General features: G+C 60.0%; 14 protein-coding genes. 7 read left to right on the top strand and 7 right to left on the bottom strand.

The genetic code is table 11. The features are described from left to right. Window positions 1-184: 184 nt before the first annotated feature. Together J0G10_RS26910 and J0G10_RS26905 are read right to left on the bottom strand one after the other, a co-directional pair. Entirely contained in the window at window positions 185-1,432 is a 1,248-nt protein-coding gene (locus tag J0G10_RS26910; RefSeq protein ID WP_220557036.1) for a TIGR03862 family flavoprotein, read from the bottom strand. A 281-nt stretch (window positions 1,433-1,713) separates the two neighbouring features. After that, entirely contained in the window at window positions 1,714-2,634 is a 921-nt protein-coding gene (locus J0G10_RS26905) for a histone deacetylase family protein (RefSeq protein WP_034153803.1), read from the bottom strand. 82 nt (window positions 2,635-2,716) lie between these two features. Between J0G10_RS26905 and J0G10_RS26900 the strand changes: the two genes are divergently transcribed. The 3 genes from J0G10_RS26900 to J0G10_RS26890 all read left to right on the top strand — a co-directional run bounded on the left by J0G10_RS26900 (window position 2,717) and on the right by J0G10_RS26890 (window position 4,857). After that, entirely contained in the window at window positions 2,717-3,286 is a 570-nt protein-coding gene (locus J0G10_RS26900) for a GNAT family N-acetyltransferase (protein WP_095048748.1), read from the top strand. A 111-nt stretch (window positions 3,287-3,397) separates the two neighbouring features. Further along, window positions 3,398-4,267 (top strand): acyl-CoA thioesterase II, encoded by an 870-nt coding sequence (tesB, locus tag J0G10_RS26895; protein WP_095048747.1) that lies wholly within the window; start codon window positions 3,398-3,400, stop codon window positions 4,265-4,267. Beyond that, window positions 4,264-4,857 (top strand): HAD family hydrolase, encoded by a 594-nt coding sequence (locus J0G10_RS26890; RefSeq protein ID WP_220557035.1) that lies wholly within the window; start codon window positions 4,264-4,266, stop codon window positions 4,855-4,857. Before tesB ends, J0G10_RS26890 begins: the two co-directional genes overlap by 4 nt. Window positions 4,858-4,996: 139 nt before the next feature. Here J0G10_RS26890 and J0G10_RS26885 read toward each other — a convergent pair whose 3' ends face one another. The 4 genes from J0G10_RS26885 to J0G10_RS26870 form a co-directional block, all read right to left on the bottom strand. Further along, complete coding sequence (locus J0G10_RS26885) at window positions 4,997-5,947, bottom strand: alpha/beta hydrolase (protein ID WP_220557034.1); 951 nt, start codon at window positions 5,945-5,947, stop codon at window positions 4,997-4,999. Next, window positions 5,948-6,835, bottom strand: a complete 888-nt coding sequence (gene ypfJ, locus J0G10_RS26880) for a KPN_02809 family neutral zinc metallopeptidase (RefSeq protein ID WP_034153808.1) — start codon at window positions 6,833-6,835, stop codon at window positions 5,948-5,950. It lies immediately after the preceding gene. A gap of 192 nt (window positions 6,836-7,027) precedes the next feature. Continuing rightward, window positions 7,028-7,861, bottom strand: a complete 834-nt coding sequence (locus tag J0G10_RS26875; protein ID WP_220557033.1) for an aldo/keto reductase — start codon at window positions 7,859-7,861, stop codon at window positions 7,028-7,030. Continuing rightward, a complete protein-coding gene (locus tag J0G10_RS26870; protein ID WP_220557032.1) occupies window positions 7,845-9,584 on the bottom strand; it encodes an FAD-dependent oxidoreductase in 1,740 nt (579 codons plus the stop codon). The genes J0G10_RS26875 and J0G10_RS26870 overlap by 17 nt, the downstream gene beginning before the upstream one ends. A 175-nt stretch (window positions 9,585-9,759) precedes the next feature. On the opposite strand from J0G10_RS26870, the gene J0G10_RS26865 reads away from it, so the two are divergent. From J0G10_RS26865 to J0G10_RS26850, 4 genes are all read left to right on the top strand, one after another. After that, window positions 9,760-10,536 carry an IclR family transcriptional regulator gene (locus J0G10_RS26865; RefSeq protein WP_093434699.1) on the top strand — a complete coding sequence of 259 codons (777 nt, stop codon included), beginning with the start codon at window positions 9,760-9,762 and terminating at the stop codon, window positions 10,534-10,536. Between the two features lie 243 nt (window positions 10,537-10,779). Further along, window positions 10,780-11,841 (top strand): Gfo/Idh/MocA family protein, encoded by a 1,062-nt coding sequence (locus J0G10_RS26860; protein ID WP_095048740.1) that lies wholly within the window; start codon window positions 10,780-10,782, stop codon window positions 11,839-11,841. 2 nt (window positions 11,842-11,843) lie between these two features. Continuing rightward, window positions 11,844-12,659: a sugar phosphate isomerase/epimerase family protein gene (locus J0G10_RS26855; RefSeq protein ID WP_220557031.1), complete on the top strand. Its 816-nt coding sequence runs from the start codon at window positions 11,844-11,846 to the stop codon at window positions 12,657-12,659. 113 nt (window positions 12,660-12,772) lie between these two features. Continuing rightward, on the top strand, window positions 12,773-13,651 hold the full coding sequence (locus J0G10_RS26850; RefSeq protein WP_034153813.1) for a DMT family transporter: 879 nt from the start codon (window positions 12,773-12,775) through the stop codon (window positions 13,649-13,651). Window positions 13,652-13,777: 126 nt separating this feature from the next. On the opposite strand, the gene J0G10_RS26845 is transcribed toward J0G10_RS26850, so the two are convergent. After that, a complete protein-coding gene (locus J0G10_RS26845) occupies window positions 13,778-15,115 on the bottom strand; it encodes an MFS transporter (protein ID WP_095125472.1) in 1,338 nt (445 codons plus the stop codon). Between the last annotated feature and the right edge of the window lie 347 nt (window positions 15,116-15,462).

Raw genomic sequence — 15,462 nt, 5'->3', positions numbered from 1 at the left:
GGGGGATATTCGGGAATTACGCCGACCTGGTCCGACTGTTGTGAATCCACAATCGACAGGGCTTTCGCCAGACACCTCGGTCGGCTGACCAAATCCATAATCGACTCGGTCTTTCAGGTCGACGGATGACGTCAGACACCTCGGTCAGCTCCCTCTCCCTCTGGGAGAGGGCTGGGGTGAGGGTTCAGGCAGACGCCTCGGACTTGAGCCATTGCACAATACCCAAGCCCGCCGCCCGACCACTGGCAAAACACCCCGTCAGCAAATAGCCGCCCGTCGGCGCTTCCCAATCAAGCATCTCCCCCGCGCAGAACACCCCCGGCAACGCCTTGAGCATCAAGCGCTCGTCCATCGCCTCGAACGTCACGCCCCCGGCACTGCTGATCGCCTCGTCCAATGGCCGCGTTTTGACCAGAGTCAGCGGCAACGCTTTGATTGCCCGCGCCAGCAGCGCCGGATCAGCAAACGTCGCCGCATCAGTCAACTCACGCAACAACGCCGCTTTCACCCCATCAATCCCGACCTGACTGTGCAGATGCTTGGCCATCGACCGCGAACCGCGTGGCTTGCTCAAAGCTGCCTGCAATTTATCCACAGGTCGGCCGGGCAACAAATCGATGTGAACAACCGCCGCGCCATATTGGTTGATTGCCTCACGAATCGGCGCCGACAGCGCATAAATCAGACTGCCCTCAATCCCGGTCGCGGTGATCACGCATTCGCCCAAACGCGGAACGTCGTCGTTCAAACCGATGGCGATATTTTTCAGCGGTGCGCCGGCGAATTTGCTCACCATCAAATCGCTCCAGGCCTGCACTTCGAAGCCGCAATTGCTCGGTTGCAACGGCGCCAGTCCTACACCGCGCTGCTCCAGAGCCAGCATCCACGCACCGTCGGAACCGAGGCGCGACCAACTGCCGCCGCCGAGGGCAAGCAGCGTGGCATCGGGTTTGACGGTGATTTCACCTTCCGGGCTGTCGATGCGCAGCGCGCCATGTGCATCCCAACCGAGCCAGCGATGGCGTGTGTGGATAACGACGCCGCTGTCGCGCAGGCGTTTGAGCCAGGCGCGCAGTAGCGGGGCCGCTTTCATATCAGTGGGGAACACCCGGCCGGAGCTGCCGACAAAGGTTTCGATGCCCAGATCATGAATCCATTTACACAGCGCATCGGCATCGAAACCGCGCAGCAGCGGGGCGATTTGCGGCGCGCGCTCGGCGTACCGAGAAAGGAATGCCGGGTAGGCTTCGGAGTGGGTGATGTTCATGCCGCCGACGCCGGCGAGCAGGAACTTGCGGCCCACCGAGGGCATTCCGTCGTAGAGATCGACGCGGATTCCGGCCTGGCTCAGCACTTCGGCGGCCATCAGGCCAGCGGGGCCACCGCCGATGATGGCGACGTGAGCGGGGGAGGAGGCGGAATTCTGAGTCATGGTGAGCGCTGCGGTATGGCGGGATAAGGCGCGCATTCTAGCAGCCGAGATCTTTTGTAGGAGTGAGCCTGCTCGCGATAGCGGTGTATCAGCCAAGTTAATGTTGAAGGTGCTGACGCTATCGCGAGCAGGCTCACTCCTACAAGGGATTCGGGTGGGCTTGAAATGTTGGTTGAAAAATGATCAGTGCGCTGCAGGCCATAACCGGTATGGCCTGTAGTCCCTTTCACTCAGGTTATCCACAGGCAGTTCCACAGCCATTGTGGGTAACGCAGCACAACTCAATGACAACCGTGTGACTGCCAGACCCGTTGCGCGCTGTGATGGAGGATGCCGTGGCGGCGGGCGAGGGCGTGGCGATCCTTGCTGTAGCCGCCGCCAATTACGCCCATCACCGGAATGTCGCGGCCCAGGCAATGGCGCATCACGCTTTCGTCGCGGGCGGCGACGCCTTCGTCGGTCAGTTGCAGATAACCGAGGGCATCGTCCTTGTGTACATCGACGCCGGCGTCATACAGCACCAGGTCCGGTTGATATAGCGGCAGCAGATAATTGAGTGTGTCGTCGACCACTTTCAAATAATCAGCGTCGCCCATGCCCTTGGGCAGCGGGATATCCCAGTCACTTTCCGCCTTGCGTGCAGGAAAATTCTTCTCGCAGTGCAGGGAAACCGTAATCGCCTCCGGCGTGTCATGCAGAATCCGCGCGGTGCCGTCACCCTGATGCACGTCGCAGTCGAAGATCAGTACGCGATTCACCCGGCCGCTTTGCAGCAGGTAATGGCTGATGATCGCCAGGTCATTGAAGATGCAGAACCCCGCCGGGTAGTCGTAGTGCGCATGGTGGGTTCCGCCGGCCAAGTGGCAGGCCAAGCCATGTTCCAAGGCTTTTTCCGCCGCCAGAATCGAACCGCCGACCGCCCGTACCGTGCGCCGCGCCAAGGCTTCGTTCCACGGCAGACCCAGACGCCGTTGGTCTTCGCGGGACAACTCGCCGCTCATATAGCGTTCGATATACGCACGGTCATGGGCGAGGGCGAGGATGTCGTTGGGGCAGATCTCGGGCCGCAGCAGGTCGGCGTCGCGGGTCAGACCGCTGTCGACCAGGTGATCGCGCAGCAGACGAAACTTGTCCATCGGGAAGCGGTGATCCGCCGGAAACTCGGGGCTGTAGTCTTCGTGGTAGATCAGCGGCAGTGGCATGGCGGTTTCATGTAGGAACGTAGGAAAGAGTGAAGGATCCTACCAGCGATGTAGACTTGCGGCATGGAAACGGAGGGGCATGATGGAGCCGATACTGGAACTTGAAAGCGCGCGCTTGCTGATGCGTCAGTGGCAGGACGAGGATTTGCCGGCATTTGCCGCGATGTGCGCCGATCCTCAAGTGATGCGCTACTTCCCGACACCGTTGAGCCGACTGGAAAGTGCGTCGATGATCGGCCGCGTGCGCGGGCATTTCGCCGAGCACGGTTTTGGCCTGTGGGCGCTGGAGCGCAAGGACAGCGGCGAATTTATCGGTTTCACCGGACTCGGCGTGGTCGGCTTTGATGCGCCGTTCACTCCAGCAGTGGAAATCGGCTGGCGCCTGGCCAAGGAACATTGGGGCCTGGGTTACGCCAGCGAAGCAGCGTGGACCGCTCTGCGTTGCGGCTTTGATCGGTTGGCCTTGAAGGAAATCGTTTCCTTCACCGCGCAATCCAATTTGCCCTCAGAGAAAGTCATGCAGGCGATCGGCATGCATCACGCCCCGGAAGATGATTTTGATCACCCCAAGCTTGCCGTCGATCATCCGCTAAGACGGCATGTGCTGTACCGCATTACTCGGGAACAATGGCTGCAAACCTTGCATGGATAAGCCGACACGGACGTTTACAATGGCCGCCATATCATTGGCCCGCGCCAGAATCTGAATCGGCCGCCGCAGCCAAGACTGCGCGGCATAGTGCTTTGTGTGAGGAGAGTCTGAATGAGCCAAGTGTTGGAAGATCTGGTCGACTTGCTGACCCTGGAACCGATCGAAGAAAACCTGTTCCGTGGCCGTAGCCAGGATCTGGGTTTCCGTCAGTTGTTCGGTGGCCAGGTGCTCGGCCAGTCGCTGTCGGCGGCCAGTCAGACCGTTGAAGAGGCGCGCCATGTGCATTCGATGCACGGCTATTTCCTGCGTCCGGGCGATGCCAAGTTGCCGGTGGTCTATTCGGTTGATCGCGTGCGCGATGGCGGCAGTTTCAGCACTCGCCGCGTCACGGCGATTCAGAAGGGCCATCCGATCTTCACCTGCAGCGCTTCGTTTCAATACGACGAGGCAGGCTTCGAGCACCAGAGCCAGATGCCGGTGGTGGTCGGCCCGGAAAACCTGCCGTCGGAGCTGGAGTTGACCCAGCAACGCGCGCACCTGATCCCGGAACACATGCGTGAAAAACTGCTGTGCCCGAAACCGATCGAAGTACGCCCGGTCACCGAAAAGGACCCATACAACCCGCAGCCGGCCGATCCGATCAAATACGTGTGGTTCCGCGCCGACGGCGCATTGGCCGACATCCCGGCGCTGCACAAATACTTGTTGGCGTACGCTTCGGACTTCGGTTTGTTGACCACCTCAATGCTGCCCCACGGCAAATCGGTGTGGCAGAAAGACATGCAGGTCGCCAGCCTTGATCACGCGCTGTGGTTCCACAACGATCTGCGCGCCGATGACTGGTTGCTCTACGCGATGGACAGTCCGTGGGCCGGCAATTCCCGTGGATTCTCCCGTGGCAGCGTGTACAACCGCGCCGGGCAACTGGTCGCTTCGGTGACGCAGGAAGGCCTGATCCGCCATCGCAAGGACTGGGCATGAGTCTGAAAGAGGTCAAGCACTGGGTGTTCGATATGGACGGCACGCTGACCGTCGCCGTGCATGATTTTGCGGCGATTCGCGTGGCGCTGGCGATTCCGCCGGAGGACGACATCCTCACTCATCTTGCGGCATTGCCGGCGGATGAGGCGGCGGCGAAACATGCCTGGTTGCTGGAGCACGAGCGCGATCTGGCGCTTGGTTCGACCCCGGCGACCGGAGCGGTGGAGCTGGTGCGCGATCTGCATGCGCGCGGTTATCGCCTCGGCATTCTGACCCGCAATGCGCGGGAGCTGGCGCATGTGACGCTAGAAGCGATTGGTTTGGCCGACTGCTTCGCGGTGGAAGATGTGTTGGGCCGTGATGAAGCACCGCCGAAGCCGCATCCGGGTGGGTTGCTGAAGCTGGCAGACGCTTGGGAAGTACCGGCCAGTGAGATGGTGATGGTCGGTGATTACCGCTTTGATCTGGATTGCGGGCGAGCGGCGGGCGCGCGGACGGTGTTGGTGAATCTGCCGGAAAACCCGTGGCCCGAGTTGGCCGATTGGCATGCGAAGGATTGTGTCGAATTGCGCAGGATGTTGTTTACCTGACATCTCGGTTGTTTGATCTGGCCTCATCGCTGGCAAGCCAGCTCCCACAGGGATTTTCAGTGGATGCAAAATGTGTGCGACACAACCCACTGTGGGAGCTGGCTTGCCAGCGATGGCGGCAGATCATTCAATGCAGGACTTATTCAAACAACGCCTTCTGCCCCTCCGGCGAGGTCAACATCCCATCGCCGTTATGCCCAACCCCGGGCACTTCAACTAGCCGCTGATTCACCCCTTCCGGATGCCGACGCAGCAAATAGCCGAAGTACAATTTCCCACGCTCCAAGCGATACGCACCTTGCGCTTCGGCTTCACAACGCTTGTCCAACGCCGGATGCTTGGGATCGACGTCCTGCTGTCCAAGCAGATAAATCATCTCGCGCTTGATGTAACTGCTCTCAAGCTGCAACGGCGTTTGCCCACCGGCGTACACCGGCATGTCTGACAGACCGTACTTCCAGCGATTGAAACCCGCGCATTTGGCGTGATCGAACGCCACCGGCCGTTGTTCATTGAAGTAGGCATACGATGACGGGTTGGCGACCACGTAGCGCAAGCGAATGCCGTTGGCCTTCAGCGCAGGCTGATCCTTGGCCAGCAGGGCATAGCGCTGCACCACCTGGCCACCGCCAGAATGACCGAAGATCACGATCTGCTTCACGTCGGGAAACTGTTTGCGGTCGCTGATCCGTCCGACGATCTCATCAAGTGCGGCGTAGGAACTCAACGGGTTCGGCCCTGTGGATAAGCCGCCGCCCATCCACTCGTTGCCTTGCCAGCGCAGCAACGTGGCGGGGAGCGAGTACAGCGCGACATCGCTTTCATTGAGGAACTGCGGCGCAATCACCAGCGTGTGGGCACTTTGTCCCGCTAGCTCGGCGGCGCTCTCGGCGCTTTTGCGATAGGTTTCCGAGTTGCGCAACCGGCCATGAATGACGATCAGCACCCGTTCGATCTTCTCCGGCGCAGGACCAATGCCGACCGCCATTTCCCCGGCCTTGAGTTGCAAACGACCGGGGCTGATCGCATCGACACCGGCGGCTTGCGCAGTGCTGCCAACGATCAGTAACGCCAAAAGCCATTTATGCATTTACAGGTTTTTCGCCGCGAAGGTATCGCACTGGCCGACCTGGCCCTGCGCGAATCCGGTTTTGAACCAGCGCACCCTTTGCGCCGACGTACCGTGGGTGAACGAGTCCGGCACCACACGGCCCTGACCCTGTTGTTGCAGGCGATCATCACCGATGGCGTTGGCCGCATTCAAGGCCTCTTCGATATCGCCCGGTTCCAGCCAGTTCAAACGCTTCTGCGCACTGTAGGCCCAGACGCCGGCGAGGCAGTCGGCCTGCAATTCCTGACGCACCAGCAAACCGCCGTCGCCTTCCATCTGCCGACCTTGCTGGCGAGCTGTCTGAATTTTCGCCGAGACGCCGAGAAGCGTCTGCACATGATGTCCGACTTCATGCGCGATCACGTAGGCCTGGGCGAAGTCACCGGCCGCTTTGAAGCGTTGCGACATTTCCTGGAAGAACGCCATGTCCAGGTAGACCTTCTGATCCGCCGGGCAATAGAACGGGCCAGTGGCCGAGGTTGCCAGACCGCAGGCGGAGTTGACCCGGTTGCTGAACAGCACCAGGGTCGGGTCCTTATATTGGCGCCCGGCCTGTTGGAAAATCGCGCCCCAGGTGTCTTCGGTATCGCCAAGGATCGAGCGAACGAATTCGGCCTGTTCATCGTTCGCCGGCGGGGCCTGACGGGTTTGCGAGGTTGGCGCCGATTGTTGGGTGGATTGCCCGGCGAGCTGACCGAGGATCTGCATTGGGTCCTGGCCGGTGATCCAGCCGATACCGACGATCAGCAGGATGGCCCCCAGGCTCAGGCCTTTACCGCCGCCGAAACGCATGCCGCCGCCACCGCCGGCATCATCACCACGGGCATCGACGACGTTGTCACTGCGTCGGCCTTTTTTCCATAGCATGTGGGAATCCTCTGTGTGTATCGGGTGGTGATGAGTGTTGCTGTTGTGTGAGTGTGGCGCCAGTCCGGTCGTCCGTCTATTGGCCACACGCAAACAGGCCCGGCCTCGTGTTGACGAGGTCTGGCCTGTTATTGACGGTCTGGCACGCGGCAAATTCAATCCCGCGCAGGATTTCTATCGCTGGATTATCAATCAGCGATCAAAGGCATCCCACTCAGGGGCGAAATCCGGGCTGACCTGGCGTTGGTTTTTCGGCAGTGCTGCAATCAATGCGCGGTCTTCATCATCCAGTTCAACTTTCAGCGAGGCGAGGTTGGCCAGTTGATTGGTGCGGCTGCTGGCCTTGGGAATCGCTGCGACGTTGGGTTGATCAAGCAACCATTTCAACGCTACTTGGGTCGGCAACACGCCATGTTTGTTGGCGATCTGTTGAATCTGCGGGATGTCTGAGACCTTGTTGCGCGCCAGCGGGGTGTAGGCCGTCAGCGCCAGGTTGTGTTCGCGGGCGTAGTCGAGCAGGGCGTTTTGGCCGAGCAGGACGTGGTATTCGACCTGAATCGCTGACAGATCAATCCCATAGTCTTCGACGACTTTACGCAGCAAGGGCAGCGGAAAATTCGCCACGCCGATGTTGCGTGCCAGCCCCTGTTTCTTGAACGAAGCCAATGTCTCGAGGGTGCGTGGCAGGTCCCAGTCGGTGGTGGGCCAGTGGATCATGAACAAGTCTACGTAGTCGCTGCGCAACGCGGTAAGGCTGCGGTCCATGGAATGGCGCATCGCGTCGGGTTGCAGCTGATCCCACCAGACTTTGGTGGTGACGTGAATCTGCTCGCGCGGTGTCGGGGTATTCGCCAGTGCTTGTCCGACGGCGTCCTCGTTGTTGTAGGCCGCTGCCGTGTCGATGTGTCGATAACCCAGTTCCAGTGCTTGCTCCACGGCGCGAGTGCATTCGTCGCCGAGCATCGGCCAGGTGCCGAGGCCTAGTTTCGGCATGTTCAAACCTTGGGCATTAACGATGTGCTGCATGGTCGATCTCCTGTTCGAAAGCAGTCATGCCGGCGATATGCCGGGCGGCGATGTAACCGAAAGTCAGCGCCGGGCCGATGTTGATACCGCCCGCCGGGTAGTGGCCGCCCATGATGCTGGCCATGTCGCCACCGGCTGCGTAGAGGCCGACGATGGGCTGTTCGTGGGTATCCAGTACTTGCGCGTGCGGGTTGACCTTGAGTCCGGCGAAGGTGCCGAAGCAGCCCGGCTGGACTTTCACGGCGTAGAACGGGCCGGTGTCTATTGGGGCAACGCAGGGGTTGGGCAGGTTCGCCGGATCACCCTGTTTGCGGTTGTAGGGTGTTGCGCCGCGACCGAACAACGGGTCTTCGCCGTGGCGGGCATGGCGGTTGTAGTTATCCACAGTCTGGCGCAACCCGCTCGGGTCGATGCCGCAGGCGAGGGCCAATTCTTCAATACTGTTGCCGCTTTTCAGATAGCCGCTGCGGATAAAATCTGACACTGGCAGCGGAAATGGCCGCGATATGCCCAGTCCATAACGCCGTTGAAAGGCGCGCGTGCAGATCAGCCATGAGGCGACTTCTTCACCTTCCGGCGCAGCAGCGACCATGGCGCTGACGTAGTCGTAATAACCGTTGGCTTCGTTGACGAACCGTTGGCCGTTACTCAGTACACCGATGATCCCGGGTTTGCCGCGCTCAATGATGTGTGGGAAATGGCCGATGCTACCGTCGGAATGTGGCACTTGCGATACTGGCGCCCACGCCACGGGCGAAGCTACATCGGCATTGACCCGTGCGCCGACACTTTCGCCCAGGCGCAAACCATCGCCGTTGACGGCCAGCGGCGGCAGCGCCCAATGCTCGTGACCGGTCGGCGTGCGCGGGAACAGGGCTTTGCGTCGCTCGATGTCATTGGCAAAACCACCGGCGGCGAGCACTACGGCTTTGCGTGCATGAATGCGGATCGGGCCTTTGTCTGTGTTGACCACAGCGCCCGAGACGCGCGAGCCTTCACGCAGTAACGCTGTCACCGGTGCCGATTCCCAGAGCAACACGCCGAGGTCTTCGGCGGATTTTGCCAATCGTGCAATCAACGCCACGCCGTTGACCAATTGCATGGCCCGGCCATAGACCGCGAGATCTAGCAAATGTCGGGTAAAGCGCCGGGTGACATGCCACGCGGCTTTCAGTGAACGGGTCAGATTGAGGAACGCCGACAGATCGGCGCCGGCCATGATCGGCATGCCCATGAAGGACGTTTCGCGCATCGTTGTACGAAGGCGCTTGAGCAAGCGTCCGACCTTGCGTCCATCGTAAGGCGCGGCGATGACCGAGCGGCCACCGGTGCCAGCACCCGGCGTGTCACCATGAATGTCGGCAATGGCATTGCCATCGGCAAATTGCAGCGCAGTGTGTTGCTCGAAAAACCCGACCATGCGCGGTCCCGCTTCAAGGAAAGCGTCGATCATCGCCGGGTCGAAGTGCTCGCCCAGTTCATGGCGCAAATAGGTGCGCGGTTGTTCGATGTCTTCGATGATCCCGGCCCGACGCGCGAGTGGATTGCACGGCACCCACGCCCAGCCACCGGACCAGGCAGTGGCGCCACCGAATACCGGATCTTTCTCGACAACGATGACTTTCAAACCATGCCACGCGGCAGTCACGGCGGCCGATAAACCGGCGGCACCGGAACCGACGACCAATACGTCGCAGTTGATATCAGGGTGTTCGGCAGACATCAAACAACGCTCCGGCAGTAATTTTTTTTGGAATTTGATTCCAGAAAATAACCAGTGTCGTGACGACTCGACAAGCCTTTAACCCATAAAATGGGCGGTTATCGAACGGCCGGTTCCAGATTTCGCTTTGCCGTCAATGTCTTCTAGAATCAGCAAAATTTCTTTGGACGTCCCCATGGCCGGCAGTCAAATCGAACGGGTTTTCAGCGTGCTGGAAAGCCTCACCAGTGATCCGCGCGGGCTGCCGATGCAGACGCTCGCCGAGCAGCTGGATATCCCCAAGAGTGCAACACACCGCTTGCTCGCCGAGCTGATTCGGTTGGGCTACGTACGGCAGAATGCGGAAACGTTGCGCTATCACTTGTCGACCAAACTGGTCGCTATGGGCTTTCAATACCTGTCGAGCTGCGGTGCCGATATCGTCCAGCCAGTACTCGACCGACTGGCGCAGGAAACCGGCGAACTGGTGCGTTTGGGCGTGATCGATGGCGAGCGCCAGACCTGGATTGCCAAGGCACAAGGCGCGCGCACCGGTCTGCGTTATGACCCGGACATGGGCCGCGATGCGCCGCTGTTCTACACCGCCTCCGGGCATGCGTGGCTGGCGTGCATGAGCGACGCCGAGGCGCTGTCACTGGTCGAGCGGCAGGCGGCGGAGGTGCCGGTGGGGATCGGGCCGAATGCGCCGCGTTCAAATATCGAGTTGCTGGAACGGCTGCGTCTGGCTCGTGAGCAGGGTTATGCCTGTGTCGAAGAAAGTTCGGCAGTGGGGACTTCAGCGATTGCGGCGGTGGTGAGGCATCCAACGGATGGTCGGGTGATTGGCGTGCTGAGTATCGCCGGGCCCAGTGCGCGGATGCCGGGGGCGCGGTTGCATGAGCTGGCGCCGCTGTTGCTGACCTTCACCGAAGAATTATCAGCAGCCAGCCTGGCCTCAGAACTGTTTATCTAATCCGAGTTCACGCAGACCCCCTGTAGGAGTGAGCCTGCTCGCGATAGCGGTATGTCAGCCAACGTTAACGGCGACTGACACTCCGCTATCGCGAGCAGGCTCACTCCTACAGGGGATTTTTGTTGTTCACGAAGTTGTGCGGTGTTCGCACGGTTTCAGGATGGATGGGTGTTTGATTGTGGAACTCGGTTCTAAATTGTTGCTGGAGTGATATTCCAACAACAATTACAAAAGGACCGCACCTTGAATTCGCCCCTTCGAATTGCCCTGATCGGCGCCGGCAACATGGGCCAGCAACATTATCGGCATCTACAAACCCTCAACGAAGCAACGCTGTGCGCGGTGGCGGATCCTGGGCCGCAAGCAGCAGGGCTTGCGGCCGAATGGGGCGTAAGGCATTTCGCTGATCATCGTCAGATGCTGGAGCAAATCCGGCCAGACGCGGTGATCGTCGCCAATCCGAATAATCAACACGTCAGCACGGCGCTCGATTGTCTGGCGGCGGGTGTGCCGGTGTTGCTGGAAAAACCGGTCGGCGTGCACCTGGATGAAGTGCGCGAACTGGTTGCGGCGGTCAAAAGCAGCGGCGTGCCGGTACTGGTCGGCCATCATCGGCGCCACAACCCGCTGATCGTGCGGGCCCATGAATTGGTGCAGAGCGGGGCACTCGGGCGTCTGACCACGGTCACTGCGTTGTTCCAGTTGCGCAAACCCGACAGCTATTTCGAGATCCCGTGGCGCCGCGAACCGGGCGCCGGAATGTTGCTGACCAACCTGATCCACGACCTCGACCTGCTACGGCATCTGTGCGGTGAAGTGCGCTCGGTGCAAGCGATCACCGACAACGCCGTGCGCGGTTTCGCCAACGAAGACAGTGCGGCGGTGTTGCTGCAATTCGAAGGCGGCACATTGGGCACATTGAGCGGTTCCGACGCGGTCGCCGCGCCGTGGAGTTGGGAGCTGGATTCCGGCGAGAACCCAGTGTATCCGCGTCAGGCCGATCAGCCCTGTTATCTGCTGGCCGGGACTACCGGAGCGTTGAGCATTCCGCAGCTCAAGCGTTGGCACTATGGCGCTGAGCAGGTCGACGCCGGTTGGCATGAGCCCTTGTTGATGGTCGAAGAATCCTCCGGCGGTGACGACGCTTTACGCTTGCAGTTACAGCATTTCGTCCGCGTGGCGCGGCGTGAAGTCGAGCCGCTGGTGAGTGCGGCCGACGCTGCGCGCACTTTGGCGCTGATCGAAGCCATACGCGAGGCCGCGGCCACCGGCCGTGCCTGCCCCCCTGCACTGATTGAGGCTTGAACATGAACGAACGAATCCTGTCTCTGGCCAGCCTCACCGTGCTGGAGTTGTCGCCACCGCAAATGGTCGAAGTGGCGGCACGTGCTGGTTACAGCCATGTCGGCCTGCGCCTGGAACCGGCGACGCCCGAGGAGCATCATTTCCCTTTGGTCGCCGATGCTGAATTGCGCCGTCAGACTTTGCAGCGGCTGCGCGACACCCGCATCCGCGTGCTCGACGTGGAAATCCTGCGATTGAAGCCGCAAACCGTCGTCGCCGATTTCGAGAAACTTCTTACGGTCGGTGCGGAATTTGGCGCTACCGAATTGCTGGTCGCCGGTAACGATCCTGACGAGCAGCGGCTCACCGATAACTTTGCGGCGCTTTGCGATCTGGCCGCGCCTTACGGGCTGCACCCGCATCTGGAGTTCATGCCCTGGACTGATGTGCGCAACCTCGAACAAGCGCTACGAATTGTCGAAAACGCTGATCGGGAAAACGCTGCGGTGCTGGTCGATGCGTTCCACTTTGATCGTTCGGCGTCACGCTTGGAGGATCTGGCTGAAGTGTCAGTGTCGCGTCTGCGTTATGCGCAATTATGTGATGTAGCGGGGCCGAGGCCGTCAGACATGGCCGAGATCTTGCGTCAGGCGCGCAACGAGCGGCGGTTTCCCGGCGAGGGTGATTGCGATCTGCTCGGGTTGCTGCGAGCGCTGCCGACTAATATTCCACTGAGTCTGGAAATTCCCACGGTAAAACTGCTGGAGCAGGGCGTGAGCGGATTGGAGCGAGCGCAGATGGCGATCGACAGGACGCGGGAATTGTTGGCGCGACTGTGAGTCTTTTTTGTGGCGAGGGAGCTTGCTCCCAGTGGACTGCGTAGCCGTCCCCAATCGGCGACCGCCGCGCGATCTCCTTCGCCACCGTATTGTTGTTCAAACAGGGATAACCAATGACTGTCAGCACCCCGCTCTCCGGTGTCAACCAACCCTTCAAGGGGATCTTGCTGATTGTCGTGGCAACCTTCCTGTTCTCCAGTCACGACGCATTGTCGAAATACCTGTCCGGTTTTTATCCGATCGTGATGGTGGTCTGGGCGCGCTATCTGGTGCACACACTGCTGATGGCAGGGATTTTTCTGCCGCAATCCGGGTTGCGTGTGCTGCGCACCAAGAAGCCGCTATGGCAATTGGTTCGGGCACTGTGCCTGCTCGGCACCAGCCTGTTCTTCACCACCGCGTTGTTGTACATCCCATTGGCGGAAGCCACGGCGGTCAACTTTCTTGCGCCAGTATTGGTGACCGCATTGTCGGTGCCGCTGCTCAAGGAGCGAGTGACCCGAGGTCAATGGATCGCGGTGATCTGCGGCTTTATCGGCGTGCTGATCATCGTCCACCCCGGCGGTGAGTTGTTTACTCCGGCGGTGTTGCTGCCGTTCTGCTCGGCGCTGTTTTTCTGCTTTTATCAACTGCTGACCCGCAAGCTCGCCGAGGTGGACAGCCCGACCACCAGCAACTTCTTTGCCGGGTTATGCAACACGCTGGTGATGAGTGCACTAGTGCCGTTCTTCTGGCAGGTGCCGACGTTGACCCATGCCGGGTTGATGCTGGCGCTGGGCAGTTGCGGGATGACCGCGCATTTGTTTCTGACCCAGGCGTTCCGCCATGCCGCTCCAGCACTGCTGGCGCCGTTCGGTTATTGCCAGATTGTGTTTGCCGGGTTGTTGGGCTGGCTGCTGTTCAATCACACGCCGAGTCTGCTGACGATCATTGGCATCGCGGTGATCTGTTGCAGCGGACTGGCGGCAGCGTGGCAGCAGAGCCGCCGTTGAGGGATACGCAAACCCCTGTGTAGGAGCTGACGAGTGAAACGAGGCTGCGATCTTTTGATCTTCAACATCAAGATCAAAAGATCGCAGCGTGCCGCAGCTCCTACAAGGAAGCCGGGTGTTGGCAGATTACTCGGTGACGGTAGGAATCTTGCGCGGTGCCATGAAGTACATCCACGTCAGCGCAATGAAGTACATCGCCGGAATCAGGGTGAACAACACGGTGTAGTTGTTGTTGGTCACGGTGAGGATGTGGCCGACGATCTGGGTCATGAACATCCCGCCGATCGCTGCGCACATACCACCGAAACCGAACACGGTGCTCATCATGTGCTTGGGCGTGTAGTCCATTACCAGGCTCCAGATGTTTGCTGTCCACGCCTGGTGCGCACCGATTGCCAGAGAAATCGCGGCCACCGCCACCCACAGGTTGGCTGAGCCGGCGGCCATGATCACGCCGATGATGCAGCAAGCAAACAGGAACATCGACAGCAGCCGCGCTTTGATCGAGTTCATCCCGCGACCGATCAGGAACGAAGACAGAATGCCGCCACCGACGCTACCGAAGTCGGCCGTGACGTAGATGATGATCAGCGGAATACCCATTTGGGTGACGTTGATGCCTAGGTTGTATTGCTGATTGAGGAACGGTGGCAGCCAGTACAGATAGAACCAGAACACCGGTGCGGTCAGCGAGTAGGCGAGGGCGAAGGCCCAGGTGCCGCGCATCCGCAGGATTTTCGAGAACGGCACGCGGGCCTGTTCCGGTTCGACTTCTTGCTGGATGTAGTCCAGCTCGGACTGTTTCACGCTCGGGTGATCTTCCGGGTTGAAGTATTTCAAGCCCCAGAACAACAGCCAGATCCCGCCCAGCGCCGCCATGCACAGGAACGCCGCTTGCCAGCCCCAGACGTGCAGGACCAGTGGCAGCAGCATCGGCGTGAACATCGCACCGACGTTGGTGCCGGCGTTGAAGATGCCGGTGGCGACCGCACGTTCGCCGGCCGGGAACCACAGGCGCGTGGTTTTCACACAGGCCGGGTAGTTCGCCGCTTCAGTCAGGCCGAGAATAAACCGGCAGACCATAAAGCCAACGGCTGACGTTGCCAGACCGTGGGCACCGGTGGCCAGGCTCCACAGCAGCACGGCGCAGAAGAACACGCGCTTGACGCCGACCCGGTCGATCAAGCGTCCTTGCAGGACGAAACCGATCGCGTAGCCGACCTGAAACCAGAAGTTGATGTTGGCGTAATCCATCGCCGTCCAGCTCATTTCCTTGGCGAGGATGGGCTGCATGACGCCGAGGGCGGCGCGGTCGATGTAGTTCAGGGTCGTGGCGAAAAACACCAGCGCCAGCATGCCCCAACGGGTCTTGCCGACAGCCATGGCGCCGCGGATCTTGTCGCCGATGCCACCCGTGGCAGTGCTCATGGCCGGAGCCATGCGGGAAGTCTGTGAAGGAATCATGTGTTCCACCCGTTTTTGGATTTGTTATTTGGTGTGCTTTTTACTTGCACGCTGCGACCGGTGGTTCAGATCCGGACTCAATGTGCAGTCGATGTTGGGCAGTGGACGAAAAATCGTCAATTCGCCAAACCGCCATTGTGTTCGATAATCGCACGCAAAACTAACCGGGTAGTACACTTTAAATTGCTGCCGCGATCGATGCAGCCAATAATTTCCCTACTATAAAAACCATCCCATGTAGGAGCTGCCGCAGGCTGCAATCTTTTGATTCTGTTTTCACGAATAAAGATCAAACGATCGCAGCCTTCGGCAGCTCCTACAGTAAAGATAAAGCGGCGCAGTCCGGG

Source organism: Pseudomonas germanica, from assembly GCF_019614655.1.
Taxonomy (GTDB): Bacteria; Pseudomonadota; Gammaproteobacteria; order Pseudomonadales; family Pseudomonadaceae; genus Aquipseudomonas; species Aquipseudomonas neuropathica.
The sequence above is the reverse complement of the archived record's forward strand: the minus strand, read 5'-3'. Positions and strand labels throughout refer to the sequence as shown.